This window comes from Variovorax soli (assembly GCF_031454625.1).
Taxonomy (GTDB): domain Bacteria; phylum Pseudomonadota; class Gammaproteobacteria; order Burkholderiales; family Burkholderiaceae_C; genus Variovorax; species Variovorax soli_A.
The window spans coordinates 64278-84688 of the sequence record NZ_JAVDRF010000013.1; the positions used below are offsets into that span (position 1 = coordinate 64278).

The 20411-nt window shown below is 67.8% G+C and carries 15 protein-coding genes; 9 read left to right on the top strand and 6 right to left on the bottom strand.

The genetic code is table 11. The features are described from left to right. The first annotated feature begins 98 nt into the window (after window positions 1–98). Both J2739_RS23715 and shkS read left to right on the top strand, forming a co-directional pair. Window positions 99–4934: an NAD-glutamate dehydrogenase gene (locus tag J2739_RS23715; protein WP_309906474.1), complete on the top strand. Its 4836-nt coding sequence runs from the start codon at window positions 99–101 to the stop codon at window positions 4932–4934. A gap of 357 nt (window positions 4935–5291) precedes the next feature. Beyond that, window positions 5292–6728: a surface-behavior sensor histidine kinase ShkS gene (gene shkS / locus J2739_RS23720; RefSeq protein ID WP_309906264.1), complete on the top strand. Its 1437-nt coding sequence runs from the start codon at window positions 5292–5294 to the stop codon at window positions 6726–6728. A 53-nt stretch (window positions 6729–6781) separates the two neighbouring features. On the opposite strand, the gene J2739_RS23725 is transcribed toward shkS, so the two are convergent. The 6 genes from J2739_RS23725 to J2739_RS23750 all read right to left on the bottom strand — a co-directional run bounded on the left by J2739_RS23725 (window position 6782) and on the right by J2739_RS23750 (window position 12012). Next, entirely contained in the window at window positions 6782–7384 is a 603-nt protein-coding gene (locus J2739_RS23725; RefSeq protein ID WP_309906266.1) for a LuxR C-terminal-related transcriptional regulator, read from the bottom strand. A gap of 65 nt (window positions 7385–7449) precedes the next feature. After that, complete coding sequence (locus J2739_RS23730; protein ID WP_309906268.1) at window positions 7450–8784, bottom strand: tryptophan--tRNA ligase; 1335 nt, start codon at window positions 8782–8784, stop codon at window positions 7450–7452. Between the two features lie 10 nt (window positions 8785–8794). Next, a complete protein-coding gene (locus J2739_RS23735) occupies window positions 8795–9466 on the bottom strand; it encodes a site-2 protease family protein (protein ID WP_309906270.1) in 672 nt (223 codons plus the stop codon). 47 nt (window positions 9467–9513) lie between these two features. Further along, entirely contained in the window at window positions 9514–10149 is a 636-nt protein-coding gene (locus J2739_RS23740) for an L-threonylcarbamoyladenylate synthase (protein WP_309906272.1), read from the bottom strand. Between the two features lie 64 nt (window positions 10150–10213). After that, window positions 10214–11161: a DMT family transporter gene (locus tag J2739_RS23745; RefSeq protein ID WP_309906275.1), complete on the bottom strand. Its 948-nt coding sequence runs from the start codon at window positions 11159–11161 to the stop codon at window positions 10214–10216. Beyond that, on the bottom strand, window positions 11158–12012 hold the full coding sequence (locus J2739_RS23750) for a 3',5'-nucleoside bisphosphate phosphatase (protein WP_309906277.1): 855 nt from the start codon (window positions 12010–12012) through the stop codon (window positions 11158–11160). The genes J2739_RS23745 and J2739_RS23750 overlap by 4 nt, the downstream gene beginning before the upstream one ends. Window positions 12013–12298: 286 nt before the next feature. On the opposite strand from J2739_RS23750, the gene ppk2 reads away from it, so the two are divergent. The 7 genes from ppk2 (at window position 12299) to urtD (ending at window position 20404) form a co-directional block, all read left to right on the top strand. After that, window positions 12299–13216 carry a polyphosphate kinase 2 gene (gene ppk2 / locus J2739_RS23755; RefSeq protein WP_309906278.1) on the top strand — a complete coding sequence of 306 codons (918 nt, stop codon included), beginning with the start codon at window positions 12299–12301 and terminating at the stop codon, window positions 13214–13216. Window positions 13217–13286: 70 nt separating this feature from the next. Beyond that, entirely contained in the window at window positions 13287–14336 is a 1050-nt protein-coding gene (locus J2739_RS23760; RefSeq protein ID WP_309906280.1) for an extracellular catalytic domain type 1 short-chain-length polyhydroxyalkanoate depolymerase, read from the top strand. A gap of 4 nt (window positions 14337–14340) precedes the next feature. Beyond that, entirely contained in the window at window positions 14341–15195 is an 855-nt protein-coding gene (locus tag J2739_RS23765) for a lipase family protein (RefSeq protein WP_309906282.1), read from the top strand. 139 nt (window positions 15196–15334) lie between these two features. Next, entirely contained in the window at window positions 15335–16606 is a 1272-nt protein-coding gene (urtA, locus tag J2739_RS23770) for an urea ABC transporter substrate-binding protein (RefSeq protein ID WP_309906284.1), read from the top strand. Window positions 16607–16728: 122 nt separating this feature from the next. Further along, entirely contained in the window at window positions 16729–18318 is a 1590-nt protein-coding gene (gene urtB / locus J2739_RS23775; RefSeq protein ID WP_405053941.1) for an urea ABC transporter permease subunit UrtB, read from the top strand. Next, on the top strand, window positions 18315–19529 hold the full coding sequence (urtC, locus tag J2739_RS23780) for an urea ABC transporter permease subunit UrtC (protein WP_309906286.1): 1215 nt from the start codon (window positions 18315–18317) through the stop codon (window positions 19527–19529). The genes urtB and urtC overlap by 4 nt, the downstream gene beginning before the upstream one ends. Next, window positions 19526–20404, top strand: coding sequence for an urea ABC transporter ATP-binding protein UrtD (gene urtD / locus J2739_RS23785; RefSeq protein ID WP_309906288.1), 879 nt, complete (start codon window positions 19526–19528; stop codon window positions 20402–20404). The genes urtC and urtD overlap by 4 nt, the downstream gene beginning before the upstream one ends. Window positions 20405–20411 lie beyond the last annotated feature (7 nt).

Here is a 20411-nt window from a genome sequence, read left to right on the forward strand (position 1 = left end):
GCCTCCCAGTCTCCGACGGCGAGCCCAGCAAAGCAAGTCATCCTGCGAACCCGATTGCGATGTAGATTACGGACGCCAACCCGGAGACAAGCATGCTGATGACCGCGCAGACGACGGAAGCGGGGCGCAGGCAGGAGCGCCTGGACCAAGTGGAGCAGTTGGTGCGGGCCAGGCTCCCGGCCGAATCGGTGGAAGGGATTTGCGGCTTTGTGCGCCGCTACTTCGGCCAGGTGGATCCGGAAGACCTGGACGAGCGGCCGGTGGCCGATCTCTACGGCGCCGCGCTCTCGCACTGGAGCTTCGCGCGCAAACGCGAGCCGGGGCACCCCAGGCTGCGGGTCTTCAATCCGACCATCGCGGAGCACGGCTGGCAGTCCACGCACACCATCATCGAGATGGTCAACGACGACATGCCCTTCCTCGTCGATTCGGTGACGATGGAGGTCAACCGCCACGGGCTCACCCTGCACCTGATCATCCATCCGCTGGTTGCGGTCGAGCGCGGCGCCGACGGCCTGCTGCGGGGCCTGGCAAGCGAGACGGGGGCATCGCCCGATGCGCATCGCGAGTCCTTCATCCACGTGGAGGTCGATCGCGTGCCGGAGCCGGCGCGGATGGAGGCGCTAGCCGCCGATCTCGAGCGCGTGCTCGACGACGTGCGCCAGGCAGTGGCCGACTTCAAGCCGATGCGCGAGCGGGTGCTCGCAATCGTGCAGGGCCTGGACGACCGTGCGCCGCCGATCCCCCCGCAGGAACTGGCCGAGGGCCAGGCCTTCCTGCGCTGGCTGGCCGACGATCACTTCACCTTCCTCGGCTACCGCAGCCACGAACTGGCCAAGGTCGATGGCGAGGACGTGCTGAAGATCGTGCCCGGATCGAGCCTGGGCATCCTGCGCGACGCCCCCGCGCCGGCCGCCAACGCCGCCTTCGCCGCGCTGCCGCCCGAGATCCGTGCCCATGCGCGCCGGCCCGAGCTGCTGGTGGTGACCAAGTCCACCTCGCGCTCCACCGTGCACCGGCCCGGCCACCTGGACTACGTGGCGGTCAAGCGCTTCGACGACCAGGGCGAGGTGAGCGGCGAGGACCGTTTCCTCGGCCTCTTCACCTCCACCGCGTACAGCGCCAACCCGGCCGAGATCCCACTGCTGCGCCGCAAGGTCGCCAGCGTGGTCGAGCGCGCGGGCCTGGCGGCGGGCAGTCATTCCGGCAAGGCGCTGATCAACATCCTCGATACCTACCCGCGCGACGAGCTGTTCCAGACCGGCGACGATGACTTGCTGCAGACCGCGATGGGCATCCTGCACCTGGGCGAGCGCCAGCGCTTCCGCCTCTTCGTGCGGCGCGATCCCTTCGAGCGCTTCTTGTCCTGCCTGATCTACGCGCCGCGCGAGAACTACACCACCGAGCTGCGCCAGAAGTGGCAGGACATCCTGATGCGCGAGTTCAACGGCACGGGCTCCGAATTCAACGTGCACCTGTCGGAATCGGTCCTGGCGCGCATCCAGATCACGGTGCGCACCAAGCCCGGCGGCATCCCGTATTTCGACGTGCGCGAGCTCGAGCAGAAGCTGGTCGCTGCCGCCCGGCGCTGGGACGACGACCTGAAGACGGCGCTGCTCGAGGCCGTCGGCGAGGCACAGGGCAACGCCTTGCTGCGCCGCTTCGGCGCCGCTTTCCCGCCCGGCTATCGCGACGAATTCGCGGCCCGCGCCGCAGTGCACGACATCGAGCTCATGGCGCAGCTGAGCGACGACCAGCGCCTGGGCATGAACCTCTACCGGCCGCTGGAAGCGCCGCCCGGCACGCTGCGCTTCAAGGTGCTGCGCCGCGGCGAGCCGCTCACGCTCTCTTCCAGCCTGCCGATGCTCGAGCACCTGGGCCTGAAGGTACTCGACGAGCATCCGCATCGCGTCGCGCCGCAGGGCGAGTCGCCGGTCTGGGTCCACGACTTCGGATTGCAGGCGGCTTCGGGCGATACCGAGATCGAGGTCGATGCGCTGCGCCCGGTGTTCGAGGAAGCTTTCGGCGCGGTGCTGGGCGGCGAGGTCGAGAACGACGACTTCAATCGCCTGGTCCTGGCTGCGCAACTGCCGGTGCACGAGATCGTGGTGCTGCGCGCCTATGCCAAGTACATGCGGCAGATCGGCTTCGCGCTCTCGCAGTCCTTCATCGAAGGCACGCTGGCCAACCATCCCGACATCGCGCGGGCGCTGGTCGGGCTTTTCAAGCTGCGCTTCGACCCGCAGCCGGCACCCGATGTGAAGGCGCGCGAGGAAGACAAGGTTCACGAGATCGAGGCTGCATTGGACGACGTGTCCAACCTGTCCGAGGACCGCGTGCTGCGCCAGTACCTGGCGCTGATCCAGGCCACCTTGCGCACCAATTACTGGCGCCGTGACGCGGGCGGCCGGCGACGCAACTTCCTGTCCTTCAAGTTCGACGCGGCCAAGGTGCCCGACCTGCCGGCGCCCAAGCCACTGTTCGAGATCTTCGTGTACTCGACGCGCTTCGAGGGCGTGCACCTGCGCGGCGGGCGCGTGGCGCGTGGCGGCCTGCGCTGGTCGGACCGGCCGGAGGACTTCCGCACCGAGGTGCTCGGCCTGGTGAAGGCGCAAATGGTCAAGAACACGGTGATCGTGCCCGTCGGCTCGAAAGGAGGCTTTGTCCTGAAGCGAGCGCCGTCGCCTGCCGACCGCGATGCCTACCTGCGCGAAGGCGTGGCCTGCTATCAGGACTACCTGCGCGGCCTGCTCGATATCACCGACAACCTGGCGGGCACGGCGGTCGTGCCGCCGGCGCAGGTGCGCCGTCACGATCCCGACGACCCGTACCTGGTGGTCGCGGCAGACAAGGGCACCGCCACCTTCAGCGACTATGCCAATGGCATCAGCAAGGAGTACGGCTTCTGGCTGGGCGATGCCTTCGCCTCGGGTGGCTCGGTGGGCTACGACCACAAGGTCATGGGCATCACCGCGCGCGGCGCCTGGGAGTCGGTCAAGCGGCATTTCCGCGAGATGGGCATCGACACCCAGAGCACCGAGTTCACCGTGGCCGGCATCGGCGACATGTCGGGCGACGTGTTCGGCAACGGCATGTTGTTGTCGCCGCACATCCTGCTGGTGGCGGCCTTCGACCACCGGCACATTTTCCTGGACCCGACGCCCGATGCAGCGAAGAGCTTCGCCGAACGCGAGCGCCTGTTCAAGCTGCCGCGCTCCTCCTGGGCCGACTACGACGCGACGCTGATTTCCGAAGGCGGCGGCGTCCATGCGCGCAGCGCCAAGTCGATCCCCTTGACACCGCAGGTGAGGCGGGTGCTGGACATCCAGGCCGACGCGCTCACCCCGACCGAGCTCGTCAACGCGATCCTCAAGGCACCGGTGGCGCTGATCTACAACGGCGGCATCGGCACCTACGTGAAGGCGACCGGCGAGACCCACGCCCAGGTGGGCGACCGCGCCAACGACGCGCTGCGCGTCAATGGCCGCGAGCTGCGCTGCAAGGTCTTCGCCGAGGGCGGCAACCTGGGCTGCACGCAGCTCGGGCGCATCGAATACGCGCGCGCGGGCGGGCGCATCAACACCGATGCCATCGACAACTCGGCCGGCGTCGACACCTCGGACCACGAGGTCAACATCAAGATCCTGCTGGGCCTGCCCGTCACCGAGGGCGAGCTCACCGAAAAGCAGCGCAACGCGCTGCTGCCGGAGATGACCGACGAGGTCGCCGCGCTGGTGCTGCGCGACAACATCTTCCAGACCCAGGTGCTGTCGGTCACCGGCCGCATCGCGCCGCAGCTGCTCGATGCGCAGACTCGCTTCATGCAGTACCTGGAAAAGGCCGGGCGGCTCAACCGCGCCATCGAATACCTGCCGGGCGACGAAGAGCTGGCCGAGCGCCGGGCCCAGGGCCAGGGCCTCACCAGCCCGGAGCGTGCGGTCGTGCTGGCCTACAGCAAGATCTGGCTCTACGACGAGCTGCTCGAATCGCCGCTGCCCGACGACCCCTGGGTCGCGACCGCGCTGGAACGCTACTTCCCCGAACTGCTGCGCCGGAAGTTCGCGGCCTGGATGCCGCGCCATCCGCTCAAGCGCGAGATCATCGCGACCCACGTCACCAACAGCACGATCAACCGCGTCGGCAGCACCTTCGTGCACCGGCTGGTCGAGACCACCGGCGCGCGCGCGTTCGAGGTGGTGCGCGCCTACCTGCTGTCGCGCGAGATCTTCGGCATGGTGCCCCTGTGGCAGTCGATCGAAGCGCTGGACAACCGGGTGGACGACGAGGTCCAGTCCGGCATGCTGATTGACACCGGCCGGCAGCTCGAGCGCGGCACCATGTGGTTCCTGCGCTCGCGCCGCCTGGCGGAGGACATGGCCTCCACCATCGAGCATTTCAAGTCCAACGTGGAGGCGCTGTCGGCGCGCCTGCCGCAACTGCTCGATGCAGACGAGCGCGCCCGCGTCGATGCCGCCGCAGCGCGCTACACCGCCCGGGGCGTGCCACGCGAGCTGGCCGAACGCGTGGTCAACTTCGGCACGCTCTACGCCACCCTGGACATCGCCGAGATCGCCGGCAGCGCGCGCTGGCCGGTGGAACTGGTCGCGGCGATCTACTTCGATCTCGCCAACCGGCTCGGCATGCCCTGGCTGCGCGATCGCATCGCCGCGCTGCCGGGCGACCAGCATTGGCAGGCGCTGGCCAAGGGTGCGATGCAGGATGATCTCTCAGGTCTGCAGCGCGCGATCACCCATGCGGTCCTGACCGGTGGCGGGGAGGGCGAATCGCCGGCCGACCGGGTCCAAGCCTGGCAGGCCGGCAATGGCCGTACGCTGGAGCGCGCGGCGCAGCTGATGGGCGAATTGCGCGCCGTGGCGGCACCCGACGCGGCGATGCTGGCGGTGGCACTGCGCGAACTGCGCGCGCTGGCCTAGAAGCACTCGTCGCCGATGCGGACATCCGGGCGCAGACCTTCCACGGGCTCTGCGCGCAGCGAAAGGGTGCATCCGGCAGCAGCCTCCTCTGCGGACGCCGGGCCGCACGGCCATGCGCGACTTCGGTTTGCTCATGCATGGAGCGGCGCCGTTGTGCCTGCACGACGCAGCCCGCGGCGCATTGGATGCCCACGCAGTTAAGATCGCAGCACGGCCGGCCGCCGCGCGAGGGCTTCCATGCCTCCACCGGTTGCCGGAGCTTTTTCACAGCGCGCCCGAGAGCCGCACACAGGGGCCCCTCGACAGGGGCTTTTTTTATGGCCTGACCGACCAGGGGAGAGAGAGAGACCGTGAACCATGATGGGTAATTCGTCCTTCGCGGGGCTGGGCAACTCGTCCTTCGCCAGCCTCACGCCCGCGCCGGCCTCGGCCGACGAGGCCGAGCCGTGGGTGCGCGGCGAGCTGATCCGCAGCCTGATGCGGGCCTCGCGCGGTTCCTACCTGCTCGCCGCGGCCCTGATGCCCGCCATGGTGGGCCTGAGCTGGGGCCATGTGCCGGCCTGGCAGCTCTTCGTCTGGCTGGCCATCGGCATCGGCGCCACCGCCTGCCGCATCTGGGGCGAGCAGGTCTATGGCCGGCACTATGCCGACCGCGACTCCGCGGCCCAGCAGTACTTCGTCGAGCGCTACCGCCACCTCTGGAGCGCCAGCGCATTTGCCTGGGGCCTGTCGATCCTGATCTTCTTCGAGCGCACCCCCCTGGTGAACCAGTTCATGAGCTGGCTGATCGTCGCTGGTGTCGCCACCTTCCCGCTCAACGGGCTGGCGCTGCATCCGCCGCTGCTCCGGCGCTACGTCAACACGCTGTTCGTCACCATGCTGGCGGCGATCGTCTTCCGCGTGATCGAGCTCAAGTTCGAGCGCCCGCATTTCCACTACGGCTTCCTGCTGTTGCCGGGCCTGCACTGGTGGCTGCTGCTGCGCGCCGGCCGGCGCATCCACGAGACCGCGCGCAACAGCTTCGAGCTGCTGTTCCACAACCACATCCTGATCAACTCGCTGACGCAGCAGCGCCAGGCGGCGGTGTCGGCGGTGGCGATGAAGAACCGCTTCCTTGCCAGCGCGGCGCACGACATGCGGCAACCCGTGCTGGCGCTCTCGCTCTACGCCGACTGGCTGCGCAACGAGCCGGAGCTGGTGGCCGAGATCGCGCCCAAGATCGTCCGCGCCACGCACGCGGTCAATGCCTTGTTCGATTCGCTGTTCGACCTGGCGCGCATCGATTCGGGCCAGGTGCGGCTGCACATCGAGCGGGTCGATGTGGCGCAATTGCTGCACGACCTCGAACTGCAGTACCGCCCGGTGGCCGAGGCCAAGGGCCTGAGCTTTCGCATGCACGTGAGCTCGGGCACCGTGCTGACCGACCCGATCCGCGTGCGCCGCATGATCGGCAACCTGCTGGCCAACGCCATCAAGTACACGGCTGAGGGCGGAGTGCTGCTGGCCTCGCGGCACACGCGCGATGGGCTGCGCGTGGAGGTGTGGGACACCGGCATCGGCATTGCGCGCGAGCACCTGCGCGACGTGTTTCTGGAGTTCTACAAGGTGGCTGACCATGCCGGCACCTCGGACGGCTTCGGCCTTGGCCTGGCGATCGTGGCGCGCCTGTCGCATGCGCTGGGCCACCCTGTCAGCGTGCGCTCCAGGCTGGGGCGTGGAAGCGTGTTCCGGGTCGCCTTGCACGACGCCGATGAGTCGCAGGCGCAGACCCGTATTTCCGGCGCCGTCGGATAGCGCTCTGCAAAGGCCGAGCTGAAAGAAAACCGGGCCTTGCGGCCCGTTTTTCTTCAGGAGTTGCTGGACAGCAGTCCGTTGGTTCGTGCGTGATGCAGCGCCTGGGTGCGGCTCTTCACGCCCAACCGCCGGAACAGGCGCCAGAGGTGCACCTTCACTGTGTGCTCGCTGATGTCGAGCTCGGTCGCGATGTCCCGGTTGCTCATGCCCTGGTCCAGCATGGCGATCAGCTGGGTCTGGCGCTTGGAAAGCTTGCTGTTGGCCGCGGCCACGGGCTCCTCGGCCTCCGTGTCAGCCATCAGCAGGCCGCGCAGGGCGGCAGTGAGCTCGGCCGAGCTGGCCGACTTCTCGATGTAGGTGTCGGCCCCGGCCTCGATGCAGGCTTCTTCCATGTCGCCGGCCGGCGAGGCCGAGTAGACCGCGACCGGAACATCGGGATAGATCTTCTTCACCGCGATCACGCCGGAAACGCCCGTGACGTCGGGCAGCTTCAGGTCGAGGCAGAACAGCCCGGGCTCCCCGTGCTGCTTGACCGCGGTGGCCAGCTTGTCGAGCCGTTCCAGCTCCACGATGGTCTCGGCAGGCCGCAGGCGCCGCAGCACCATCACGATGGCGTCGCGCATCAAGGGGTGGTCGTCGATGACATAGATACTCATAACTTTTTTCTCACTGTGTGCGCGCCGGCTCGGCCGGCCCTTGTTGGTCGCGCGAAATTCGTCCCTTAGTCGCTCTTGCCGGCCGAGGTCTCGGCCGACAGCGCCTCCAGTGCGTCCGTTGCCGCACGCATGTTCGCATAGTCGATCGGTTCGAGCTGCGCGGCGAGCAATGTCAGTGCCGTGCCGCGCTGTTCCCGCAGCGTGCCGATCGCGCGACCCGCCTCCTGCGGCGATGCGAACCCCAGGCTTTGTAACAGTTGTACCCCGTTTTCGTCGAGCAGCTTGAAGTAAAAAAGCCCGTCTTTTTCTCGGTACTGTTTAAAAGCCGGCTTGGCGGACTTGGATGCCCTGGGCCGCTTGGCGCCCCGGCTCCCGGCAGCCGCCAGGTTGCGCAGGCCGACCGCATGGCGCAGCTCGGCCATGAAGGGGCGTGAAATCGCCCGGGCTTTCTCGGCACCCGCGAGCAGGATCTTCTCGATGCGTGCCGGGTCGTTGACCAGGGCCTCGTAGTGCGCGCGCAAGGGCGCGATCTCGCGGTCGATGCGCTCGAAGAGGATCTGTTTGGCCTCGCCCCATGCAATGCCTTCGGCAAAGGCGCGTCGCAGGGTCTCGGTCTCTTGGGCGTCGGCGAAGGCCTGGTAGATCTGGAACAGCGCCGAGCCCTCGGTGTCCTTGGGCTCGCCGGGCGGGCGCGAGTCGGTGACGATGCCGGCAATCAGCTTCTGCAGCTGCTCGCGCGGGGCGAAGAGCGGGATGGTGTTGTCGTAGCTCTTGCTCATCTTGCGGCCGTCGAGGCCGGGCAGCGTGGCCACCGCGTCGTCGATCTCGGCCTCGGGCAGGGTGAAGTGCTCGCCGTAGAGGTGATTGAAGCGCTGCCCCATGTCGCGCGCCATCTCGATGTGCTGCACCTGGTCGCGGCCCACCGGCACCTTGTGGGCATTGAACATCAGGATGTCGGCGCCCATCAGCACCGGGTACATGAAGAGGCCGGCGCTGACGTCGGCGTCCGGGTCCTCGCCGCGCGCGGTGTTCCTGTCCATCTGCGCCTTGTAGGCGTGGGCGCGGTTCAGCAGGCCTTTGCCCGTGACGCAGGTCAGCAGCCAGGTGAGCTCGGGGATCTCGACGATGTCGGACTGCCGGTAGAAGGTCACGCGCTCGGGGTCGAGGCCGCAGGCCAGCCAGGTGGCGGCGATCTCCAGCGTGGAGCGCGGGATGCGCGCCGGCTCGTCGACCTTGATCAGCGCATGGTAGTCGGCCAGGAAGTAGAAGCTCTGCACATCGGCCCGGCGGCTGAAGCGCACCGAGTGCCGCACCGAGCCGACATAGTTGCCGAGGTGCGGCGTGCCGCTGGTGGTGATGCCGGTCAGGAAGCGCACAGGGGTGGGGGCGGAAGTGGCCATGGAAGCGGATTCAGTGCAGCAGCGCCGTCAGGGGCGAGATCAGCAGGTCGATGGCCTGGTAGCCGACGTTCATCAGCGGGCGCAGCCACCAGGTGCTGACGACGCCCGCGATGACCAGGCCCATCACGATGAAAAAGCCATAGGGCTCGATGCGAGCGAGGAATTCCTGCGCGCCGCCGCGCGGGAGCAGCCCGGCGAGCACCCGGCCGCCGTCCAGCGGCGGCAGCGGGAACAGATTGAAGGCCCACATCACGAGATTGACCAGCACGCCGCCCTGGGCCATCTTCACGAAGAAGGGCTCGGTGACCCCCGCGGCTAGCAACGCGACGAAGAAGAGCGCCCACAGGATTGCCTGGATGAAGTTCGCGGCCGGCCCGGCCAGCGCGACCCAGATCATGTCGCGCTTGGGATTGCGCAGCCGGCCGAAGTTGACCGGCACCGGCTTCGCATAGCCGAACAGGAAGGTGCCCGAAGTCGCGAAGTAAAGCAACAGCGGCATGAGGATGGTGCCGATCGGGTCGATGTGCTTGAACGGGTTGAGCGTCACGCGGCCCATCATCCAGGCCGTCTGGTCGCCCAGGTAGCGCGCTACGTAGCCATGGGCCGCCTCGTGTACCGTGATCGCGAAGATCACGGGCAGTGCGTAGATCAGCACTGTCTGAATCATGTTGGAGATGTCCACCGGGCGATTGTCTCAGACCGGTCCGCGCGAACCGGACGCGAGGGGGTTCACAGGCCCAGCACCGACACCGGGCCGCGCCCCTGGCGCACCAGCACCGGATCACCGCCGGTGCCCATCGGCGTGAGGTCGACCACGGTGGTGGGCTCCGACGGGCAGGCGCCGCAGGCGATCACGGCGCCGATCTGCTTCTCGAAGCGCTCGCGGATCGACTGCGCGTCGTTGAGCGCCTCGGTTTCGCCGGACGGGATCAGGGTGGTGGCCAGCAACGGCTCGCCGTGCAGCATGAGCAGCTCGCCCAACACCTTGTGGTCGGGCACCCGCAGTCCGATGGTCTTGCGCTGCGGGTGGCTCACTCGCCGCGGCACCTCCTTGGTGGCTTCCAGCAGGAAGGTGTACGGGCCGGGTGTCGCGGCCTTCAGCAGGCGGTACTGCTTGTTGTCCACCCGCGCATAGCTCGAGAGCTCGCTCAGGTCGCGGCACAGCAGCGTCAGGTGGTGCTTCTCGTCGACCTGGCGGATGCGGCGCAACTGGTCTACCGCGTCCTTGTCGTCCAGGTGGCAGGCCAGCGCGTAGCTCGAATCGGTAGGGACCGCCACGATCTCGCCGCGCGCCAGCAGGGCAGCCGCCTGCTTGAGCAGGCGCTGCTGCGGGTTGTCGGGATGGAGCTCGAAGAACTGGGCCATGGGTTGTGGAGAAGGCAAGACGGCAGCCGTGCATTCTGCCGACAAATGAAGACACGAAGGGCGTTCATGACTCCGCCGGCTCGATCGGCACCCGCCGCTCGCGCACCGTGAGCCAGGCGCCGGCCGCCCCGCAGGCCGCGATCGTGGCGATGCCGATCAACGACACCTGGTCCGGCACCTGCGCAAAGACCAGCCAGCCGCCCAGCATGGCAAAGGCGATCTGGGCATAGAGATAGGGCGTGAGCGTGGAGGCCGGCGCGCGCTGGTAGGCCAGGATCAGGATGAAGTGCCCGACCGTGCCCATGAAGCCCATCAGGCACAGCAGCGCCCACCAGTGCCAGCCCGGCAGCGCCGTCCAGGCGAAGGGCAGCGCCAGCGAGGCAAGCAGGGTGCCGACCCAGCCGGTGTAGAAGTGCATGGTCAGCGGGTTCTCGGTGCGGGCCAGCGTGCTGGTGAGCACCTGGAACCAGGCGTTGGTCAGCACCAGGCCGACGGGCAGCAATATCGCCCAGCCGAAAGCGTCGCCGCCCGGCCGAAGAATGACCAGGGTGCCGACGAAGCCGCCCGCCACCAGCACCCAGCGCAGCGGCGACACCTGTTCCTTGAGCGTGGTGGCGGCCAGCAGCGTGATGACCAGCGGCGCGATGAGCACCACCGAGGTGAATTCCGCCAGCGGCATGTAGCGCAAGCTCAAGAAGGCCAGCGTGCTCGAGGCCAGCAGCAGCGCGCCGCGCAGCAGCTGGTACTTGGGATGCCGGGTGCGCAGCAGGGCCGTGCCGTGTCGCGGCAGCAGCACGGCGGTGGTCGCCACTGCCTGGAAGGCGTAGCGGAACCAGACCGACATCAGGATCGGCACGCCGGCCGTGGAGAGCTTGGTGGCGGTGTCCAGGGTGGCAAAGCAGGCGACCGCCAGCATCACCAGGCCAATACCGGCCAGGATGCGCTCGGATTCGAAGTCGCGCGTGCGCTTGCGGGCGGCCGCCAGGCCGCGGGTCGTCGTCGGCGCGGTCACTGAATGCGGTCTTCGAGCAATTCCCACACAGGCGTGAGCTGGCCCGGCAGCGGGGGCAGCTTGCCCAGGTCGCAATGGCTTTCATCGGGGCTGTGGAAGTCGCTGCCGCGCGATGCCGCGAAGCCGAATTCCATCGCCTTGTCTGCGTACTCGACGTACTCGGCCGGCGAGTGGCTGCCGGTCACCACCTCGATCGCGCGGCCGCCGTGTTCCTTGAACTCGAGGAAGAGCGCGTATTCCTCGTTGGCGGTGAACTTGTAGCGCCCCGGGTGCGCGATCACCGCCAGGCCCTTGGCGCCGGTGATCCAGCGCACCGCATCCTTCAGCGTGGCCCAGCGGTGCGGCACGTAGCCGGGCTTGCCTTCGGTGAGGAACTTGCGGAACACTTCGTTGGTGTCGCGGCAGTGGCCCTGCTCGACCAGGAAGCGGGCGAAATGGGTGCGCGAGATCAGCTCGGGATTGCCGACGAACTTGAGCGCGCCGTCGTAGGCGCCATGGATGCCGACCCTGGCCAGGCCCTCCGCCATCTCCTGCGCCCGCCGGCCGCGGCCGCCGCGGGTGTCGTAAAGGCCTTCGCCGATGGCGGCATCGTCCGGGTCGAAGCCCAGGCCGACGATGTGCACCGTCTCGTTCGCGAAAGTGACGGAGATCTCGGTTCCGGTGAGGTACTTGATGCCCTGCGCGCGCGCCGCCGCGGCCGCGCGGCGCTGGCCGCCGATCTCGTCGTGGTCGGTCAATGCCCAGAGCTCGACGCCATTGGCGGCGGCGCGGGCCGCCAGTTCTTCGGGGGTCAGGGTGCCGTCGGACACCACGGAGTGGCAGTGCAGGTCGGCGTTCAGGATGGAAGACACGCCACGATCTTATTCTTTCTTGCATGGGCTTGCAGGGCGCATGGCGACTATCGGAAGCGCTATCGAATCAGTAGCGGACGAGGGCCGCCCGCGGGTGCTTTCGGCGCTTCTTTCGAAAGGCCGCCCAGGCCGCGCGGCGGCTCGGAGGCGGTGTTGCACGCATCTCGCCGCATGCCGTCGGCCGCGCATGTCAGTGTTGTGACGACGCGGGCCCTGCATTCCGTCTGTCACGGGTCCGTCATTGCCGAGCGGCAGCATGGGTGCTTCCCCCGCTCCGAGCCCCTCCATGAGTTTGCCCAGCACCCTCCGCGACCAGGACGAATTGATGCAGCGCATCGCGCGCGATCTGATCGACAGCTACGACGAGGAACTGGAGCTCGAGATCGAAGATCGCAACGTGGAAGAGCTCGAATCGGGCCAGACGCCTGACAAGGGCGCCCGCCGGGCCTATTTCAAGGAGCTCTTCCGCCTGCAGGGCGAGCTGGTCAAGCTGCAGGACTGGGTGCAGCACAGCCGGCAGAAGGTGGTGATCCTGTTCGAAGGCCGCGACGCGGCAGGCAAGGGCGGGGTGATCAAGCGCATCACCCAGCGGCTCAATCCCCGCGTGGCGCGCGTCGCGGCATTGCCCGCGCCCAACGACCGCGAGCGCACCCAGTGGTACTTCCAGCGCTACGTGGCCCATCTGCCGGCCGCCGGCGAGATCGTGCTGTTCGACCGCAGCTGGTACAACCGCGCCGGCGTCGAGCACGTGATGGGCTTCTGCACCGACGACGAATACGAGGAGTTCTTCCGCACCGTGCCTGACTTCGAGCGCATGCTGGTGCGCTCGGGCATCAAGCTCATCAAGTACTGGTTCTCGATCACCGACGATGAGCAGCACATGCGCTTCCTGGGCCGCATCCACGACCCGCTCAAGCAGTGGAAGCTCAGCCCGATGGACCTGGAGTCCCGACGCCGCTGGGAGGAATACACCAAGGCAAAGGAAACCATGCTCGAGCGCACCCACATCCAGGAAGCGCCCTGGTGGGTGGTCCAGGCAGTCGACAAGAAGAAGGCGCGCCTCAACTGCATCACGCACCTGCTCGGCCAGCTTCCGTATCAGGAAGTGCCGCATGCGCCGATCGAGCTGCCCGCGCGCGAGCGCCATGCGGATTACCTGCGCCAGCCGGTGCCGCCCTCGATGTACGTGCCCGAGGTCTACTAGGACCTGGCCGCGCCGATGGCGGCGCGGAAGCTGCTAAGGTGCGGGGCCGGCTCCGGCCCCCGCAAGCACCATGGCTCGTCGCCCCTCTTCGATCTCTGCCGCCTCGGCAATCACGCGCGCCTACCAGCGCGGCGTGAAAGCGCTCACCAAGGCCACGCTGCGCAGCGGACGGCGCATCGCCGGCCAGGTGCAGCGCGCGGCCGCCGAGCAGCTCAAGCCGCCGCGCGGTCCCGGCGACTGGCTGGCCGGCGCAGCGCTCGGCCCCGGCGGCGCGCGGCGCTATCACCTGTACCGGCCCCCCGACGTGCAGGCCGGCGAGCGCCTGCCGCTCCTGGTCATGTTGCATGGCTGTGGCCAGACCGGACGCGACTTCGCTGCCAGCACACGCATGAACCTGCTCGCGGCGCGCGAACGCTTTTTCGTGCTCTACCCCGAACAGGACCGGCTGGCCCATCCGCAGGGCTGCTGGAACTGGTACGACCGCCGCTTCGGCAAGGCCGATGCCGAGGCCGCGACCCTGATGGCCGCGGTCGACCAGGCCTGCACGCTGTACCTGGTCGATCGCGAGCGCATTGCCGTGGCCGGGCTCTCGGCGGGTGCCGGCATGGCGGCGTTGATGGCCACGCGCTACCCGGCGCGCTTCAAGGCCGTGGCCATGCATTCGGGCGTGGCGCCGGGCGCGGCCCGCTCGCCCGCCACCGCCCTGGGCGCGATGCGCGGGCGCCATGTGCCGCCCATGCCTGCGACCGCAGTCGGCAAGGCGATGGGGGCCGCGGCGGTCTTCACCACGCTGCCGCCGCTGATGGTCGTGCACGGCGATGCCGATCTCGTGGTCTCGGCCCGCAACGCGCTCAGCGCCGCGGAGGTCTGGGCCACGGCGACCGGCGCGAGCCCCGGCATCGAGCGCACCGTGCAGCGCGGCAAGCGCCACGCGATGCGGGTGACCGAGTTCAAGCGCAAGGGCCGCACCTTCGTCATGCTGTGCGAAGTCAAGGGGCTCGGCCATGCGTGGAGCGGCGGCGCGCCGCGCCTGCCCTTCAGCGACGCGGCCGGGCCCAATGCCTCGCGGCTGATCTGGGGCTTTGCGTCGAAGCAGTTCAAGGCGCTGGCCGCCTCCTGAAGCCATGCCCGGCATCGCCTACGACCCCAGCCGCACGGCGCTTTATTCGCCGGAGCGCCAGGAGACGCTGTTCGAAGCCGGCCAGCGCTATACGCCCATCCAGCGCGCGATCGAGGCGTCGCGCCTGGCCTACTACCATGCCGAGACTTCGGACGGCGAGCGCCAGCGCCTGGCTGATGCGCTGGCCCGCGGGGGCTTCGGCCCGCCTACCCTCATCACGCACGCCGATTCCCACAGCTTGGCCTTCGCCGCGCTGCACGCGGACGGCACGGCGCTGGTGTCCTTCCGCGGCACCCAGCCCGACGAGATCCGCGATGTCGCGACCAACCTTCAGGCGCTGCAGGTCGACTGGCCGGAAAGCGGAGGTCGCGTGCATGCAGGCTTCGCACGGGCGGCGCGGGCCCTGCTGCCGGTGCTGCGCGAATGGCTGGACGAAGGCGAGGGCGCCGGTCGCAATGCGCTCATCCTCACCGGCCACAGCCTCGGCGCGGCGCTCGCGACGCTGGTCGCCACCGTTCTGCGGCCGAGCCTGCTGGCCACGCTCGGCTCGCCGCGCGTGGGCAATACGGCCTTCGTGGCGGCGCTGGCCGAGGTCGAGATCCTGCGCCTGGTCAACGGCTGCGATGTCGTCACCCAGCTGCCGCCGGCCTTCTCGCTTTACGCGCATGCGGGGCCGACCAGCTACATCAGCTGCGAGGGCGAGTGCATGCACAACCCGGATGTCGGCTTCATCGAGAGCGACCGCGCCCAGGGCCGGGCGCGCTATGTGGTCGACCATGCCTGGAAGCGCGGCGCGGTGCTGCTGCGCGATCTGGCGGACCACGCGCCGATCAACTACGCGCGCGCCTATTTCGGCTGAATCTCTCGCCTGTTCTCGATTCGGCTGCACATGCAGCAAACGCGAAATGAGGCCGGCCTGTACGCCACCCGGCGTATTTCCGCCGCATGGCCGATTCCGCAGACTCCTCTCCGTCATTCACACCCAGGAGAAGAGCCCCATGCAACAACGTCGCTTCACACTCAAAGCGCTCACGGCCGCGGTGGCGCTGGCCAGCCTTTCGGCCATGCCGGTCTTCGCCGCCGACACCATCAAGGTCGGCGTGCTGCACTCGCTGTCCGGCACCATGGCCATCTCCGAGACCGTGCTCAAGGACACGGTGCTGATGGCCATCGACGAAATCAACGCCAAGGGCGGCGTGCTCGGCAAGAAGCTCGAGCCCGTGGTCGTCGACCCAGCCTCCAACTGGCCGCTGTTCGCCGAGAAGACCAAGCAGCTGCTGGGCCAGGACAAGGTCTCGGTGATCTTCGGCTGCTGGACCTCGGTGTCGCGCAAGTCGGTGCTGCCGGTGGTCGAGGAAATGAACGGCCTGCTCTTCTACCCCGTGCAGTACGAGGGCGAAGAGCTCAGCAAGAACGTGTTCTACACCGGCGCCGCGCCCAACCAGCAGGCCATTCCCGCGGTCGACTACCTGATGAGCAAGGAAGGCGGCGGCGCCAAGCGCTGGGTGCTGCTGGGCACCGACTACGTCTACCCCCGCACCACCAACAAGATCCTGCGTGCCTACCTCAAGAGCAAGGGCGTGAAGGACACGGACATCGACGAGAAGTACACCCCCTTCGGCCACAGCGATTACCAGACCATCGTGGCCGACATCAAGAAGTTCTCCTCGGGCGGCAAGACGGCGGTGGTGTCGACCATCAACGGCGACTCCAATGTGCCCTTCTACAAGGAGCTCGGCAACGCCGGCCTGAAGGCCAAGGACGTGCCGGTGGTCGCCTTCTCGGTCGGCGAGGAAGAGCTGCGCGGCGTCGACACCAAGCCCCTGGTGGGCCACCTGGCCGCATGGAACTACTTCATGTCGATCAAGAACCCGACCAACACCGCCTTCATCAAGCAGTGGAGCGACTACGCCAAGGCCAAGAACATCGCCGGCCACAAGGACAAGCCGCTCACCAACGACCCGATGGAAGCCACCTACATCGGCATCCACATGTGGAAGCAGGCCGTCGAGAAGGCCAAGAGCACCGACACCGACAAGGTGATCGCCGCCATGGCCGGCCAGACCTTCACCGCGCCCTCGGGCATCGTCTCGAAGATGGACGAGAAGAACCATCACCTGCACAAGAGCGTGTTCATCGGCGAGATCAAGGCCGACGGGCAGTTCAACGTGGTGTGGAAGACGCCGGGTCCGGTGAAGGCCAAGCCGTGGAGCCCGTACATCGAAGGCAACGACAAGAAGCCCGACTATCCCGCCGGCAAGTCGATGTAATCGGCTCGCCAGAGGCTGCGCGCGCTTCGTCTCGCGCATGCCTTCCCCTCCCGGGGGCAACACCAGCGGACCGGCGCAACGCCGGGTCCGCGGTGTTCACGCATGAGAGAAACGCTGTGCCCATTTCCTTGCGCTTCCTGTCCTGTTGTGCCGCGGTGATCGTCACGCTGGTCGCCGCCCTGTCCGCCCACGCGCTCACCCTCGACGAAGCCCGCGCGATCGCATCGGGCGATTCGGAGGCTCGCATCGCCGCGCTCAACAAGGCCGTCGCCACGGCCGACGAGAAGACCGCCGCCTTCATCCAGGCCATGGCGGACGACGCGGTCAAGTACACCGAAGACAAGGTCTTCCTCATCAAGGACGACAAGGCCTACGACCCCGTGACCGGCGCCGAACTCAAGCTGCCCGACACGGCCGAGGACGTGGTCAACAACAATCTGATGCGCGGCGCGCTCGATGCCGCGCAGGCCGCGCTCAAGCTCGGGAGCAAGGACGAGGCGGTGCGCGCCGAGGCAGCGCAGGCCCTCTTCAAGGAGCCCGACGAATCGCGCCTGCCCCTGGTCGAGAAGGCGCTGGCCGCCGAGACCAACGACCGGATCAAGGCCCAGCTCGAACTGGTGCGCGCCGCCAGCATGCTCGGCAGCACCGACAAGGCCAGGCGCCTCGCGGCCGCGAAGGCGCTGGGCGAGCGCCGCAGCCCGGACACCAAGCTGCTGCTCAACCAGCGGCTGGCCGACGAGACCGATGCGGAGGTCAGGAAGACGATCGAGGCATCGATCGCCAGCATCGACGGCTCGCTGGTCTGGGGCGATCGCATCAACGCCGTCTTCAGCGGAATCAGCCTGGGCTCCGTGCTGCTGCTGGCCGCGCTGGGCCTCGCCATCACCTACGGCCTGATGGGCGTGATCAACATGGCGCACGGCGAGCTGATGATGATCGGCGCCTACGCCACCTACGTCATGCAGGGCATCTTCCAGCGCTACATGCCCGAGTCGCTGTTCGGCGGCTACCTGGTGGCCGCGATTCCGGTGTCCTTTCTGACCTCGGCGCTGGTCGGCGCGGTGCTGGAGCGCGGCGTGATCCGCTTCCTCTATGGCCGGCCGCTCGAGACCCTGCTGGCGACCTGGGGCATCAGCCTGATGCTGCAGCAGCTGGTGCGCTCGCTCTTCGGCGCGCAGAACGTCGGCGTCGAGAATCCCGGCTGGATGAGCGGCGGCTTCTCCATGCTGAGCAACGTCACGCTGCCCTGGAACCGCATCTGCATCGTCGTCTTCGCGGGCCTGGTGCTGCTCGCCATGGGCTGGCTGATCGGCCGCACGCGCCTGGGCCTGTTCGTGCGCGGTGTCACGCAGAACCGCCCCATCGCCTCCTGCATGGGCGTGAACACGGCACGCATCGACACCTATGCCTTCGCGCTGGGCTCGGGCATCGCCGGGCTGGCGGGCTGCGCGCTTTCGCAGATCGGCAACGTGGGCCCGGACCTCGGCCAGAGCTACATCGTCGACTCCTTCATGGTGGTCGTGATGGGCGGCGTCGGCCAACTGGCCGGCACCGTCTACGCGGCGCTCGGCCTGGGCGTGCTCAACAAGTTCATCGAGGGCTGGGCCGGCGCGGTGCTCGCGAAGATCGCGGTGCTGGTCTTCATCATCATCTTCATCCAGAAGCGGCCCCAGGGCATCTTCGCGGTCAAGGGCAGGAGTGCGGAAGCATGAGCAGGGTCGCACTTCCATCCAAGGGACCGCTGCTGAGCGGCAAGGGCTGGACCGCCTTCTTCGCCGCCCTGATCGCGGTCTGTGCGCTGGCGCCCGTGCTCAACCTGCTGGTGCCGCCCGGCAGCGCGCTGCACATGAGCGACTATGCGGTGGCGCTGGTCGGCAAGATCATGTGCTACGCCATCTGTGCCCTGGCCATGGACCTGATCTGGGGCTACACCGGCATCCTCTCGCTGGGCCACGGCCTCTTCTTCGCGCTGGGCGGCTACATGATGGGCATGTACCTCATGCGCCAGATCGGCCGCGACGGCAACTACAAGAGCGAGCTGCCGGACTTCATGGTCTTCCTCGACTGGAAGACGCTGCCCTGGCACTGGACCTTCAGCGACAGCTTCATCGCGACGCTGCTGCTGATCGTCGCCGTGCCGGGCCTGATCGCCTTCGTGTTCGGCTTCTTCGCGTTCCGCTCGCGCATCAAGGGCGTGTACTTCTCGATCATCACGCAGGCGATGACCTTCGCCGCGATGCTGCTCTTCTTCCGCAACGAGACCGGCTTCGGCGGCAACAACGGCTTCACCGACTTCAAGCGCATCCTGGGCACGCCGATCGCGACACAGGAAATGCGCATGACCCTGTTCGCGCTCACCGGCCTCGCGCTGCTGGGCTTCTTCCTGTTCGCCAGATGGCTCATCGGCAGCAAGTTCGGCCGCGTGCTGCAGGCCATCCGCGATGCCGAGTCGCGCGTGATGTTCTCGGGCTACAACCCGCTGCCCTACAAGCTCACCATCTGGGTCCTCTCGGCAACCATGTGCGGTGTGGCGGGGGCGCTGTACGTACCGCAGGTGGGCATCATCAACCCGGGCGAGATGAGCCCGGCCAACTCGATCGAGATCGCGGTCTGGGCCGCGGTCGGCGGTCGTGCCACGCTGGCGGGGCCGATCCTCGGCGCCTTCATCGTCAATGGTGCCAAGAGCTGGCTCACGGTGGCCTATCCGGAGTATTGGCTGTACTTCCTCGGCGCGCTGTTCATCGCGGTCACGCTGTTCCTGCCGGATGGCATCGTGGGCCTGGCCAGGAAATGGGCCTCCAGGGAGAAGAAGCCGGCCTCCGGGAACGAGCCGCACCATCCTGCCCACCGCCCGGCCGCGGCAGAACAGGATGCCGAACCGTCGGCCATGGTGCCTCTGTCCACCGAAGGAGCCCGCGCATGACGCCCGACCTGATGGACGCCGGCGCCGAGCGCCTCGCCAGGCACGGCGGGCACAGCGACTTCGGCAAGCTCACTGCCTCGGGCGGCCGCGAAGCGGGCTACGGCCGACATGCGACGCCCGGCGAGGTGGACGTCACGCACGGCCGCATCCTCTACCTGGAAGACGTGAGCGTGAGCTTCGATGGCTTCAAGGCCATCAACAAGCTCTCGCTCGACATCGCGCCCGGCGAGCTGCGTTGCGTGATCGGCCCGAACGGCGCCGGCAAGACCACGATGATGGACATCATCACCGGCAAGACGCGGCCCGACGAAGGCACGGTCTTCTTCGGCAGCACCATCGACCTGCTGCGCCACAAGGAGGCCGAGATTGCCCAGCTGGGCATCGGCCGCAAGTTCCAGAAGCCGACCGTGTTCGAGCAACTGACGGTGTTCGAGAACCTCGAGCTCGCGCTCAAGACCGACAAGGGCGTGAAGGCCTCGATGCTGTTCAGGCTCGACTCCGCGCAGTCCGACCGGTTGGCGGAAGTGCTGCACACCATCCACCTCGAAGACAGCGTCTCGCGTTTGGCCGGCAACCTGAGCCATGGCCAGAAGCAGTGGCTGGAGATCGGCATGCTGCTGATGCAGGACCCGAAGCTGCTGCTGCTGGACGAACCGGTGGCCGGCATGACCGACGAGGAGACGGCGCGCACGGCCGAGCTCTTCCTCGCCCTCAAGGGCAAGCATTCGCTCATGGTGGTGGAGCACGACATGAGCTTCGTGCGGACCATCTCGGAGATCGTGACGGTGCTGTGCGACGGGTCCGTGCTGGCGCAGGGCACGCTGGACGAGGTGCAGGCGGATGAGCGCGTGATCGAGGTCTATTTGGGGCGCTGAGGTCAAC

What these genes read in the sequence shown, in the direction of transcription:
- J2739_RS23715 (WP_309906474.1), top strand. Translation starts at nt 99, where the DNA reads ATGACCGCGCAGACGACGGAAGCGGGGCGCAGGCAGGAGCGCCTGGAC.
- shkS (WP_309906264.1), top strand. Translation starts at nt 5,292, where the DNA reads ATGATGGGTAATTCGTCCTTCGCGGGGCTGGGCAACTCGTCCTTCGCC.
- J2739_RS23725 (WP_309906266.1), bottom strand. Translation starts at nt 7,384, where the DNA reads ATGAGTATCTATGTCATCGACGACCACCCCTTGATGCGCGACGCCATC.
- J2739_RS23730 (WP_309906268.1), bottom strand. Translation starts at nt 8,784, where the DNA reads ATGGCCACTTCCGCCCCCACCCCTGTGCGCTTCCTGACCGGCATCACC.
- J2739_RS23740 (WP_309906272.1), bottom strand. Translation starts at nt 10,149, where the DNA reads ATGGCCCAGTTCTTCGAGCTCCATCCCGACAACCCGCAGCAGCGCCTG.
- ppk2 (WP_309906278.1), top strand. Translation starts at nt 12,299, where the DNA reads ATGAGTTTGCCCAGCACCCTCCGCGACCAGGACGAATTGATGCAGCGC.
- J2739_RS23760 (WP_309906280.1), top strand. Translation starts at nt 13,287, where the DNA reads ATGGCTCGTCGCCCCTCTTCGATCTCTGCCGCCTCGGCAATCACGCGC.
- J2739_RS23765 (WP_309906282.1), top strand. Translation starts at nt 14,341, where the DNA reads ATGCCCGGCATCGCCTACGACCCCAGCCGCACGGCGCTTTATTCGCCG.
- urtA (WP_309906284.1), top strand. Translation starts at nt 15,335, where the DNA reads ATGCAACAACGTCGCTTCACACTCAAAGCGCTCACGGCCGCGGTGGCG.
- urtC (WP_309906286.1), top strand. Translation starts at nt 18,315, where the DNA reads ATGAGCAGGGTCGCACTTCCATCCAAGGGACCGCTGCTGAGCGGCAAG.
- urtD (WP_309906288.1), top strand. Translation starts at nt 19,526, where the DNA reads ATGACGCCCGACCTGATGGACGCCGGCGCCGAGCGCCTCGCCAGGCAC.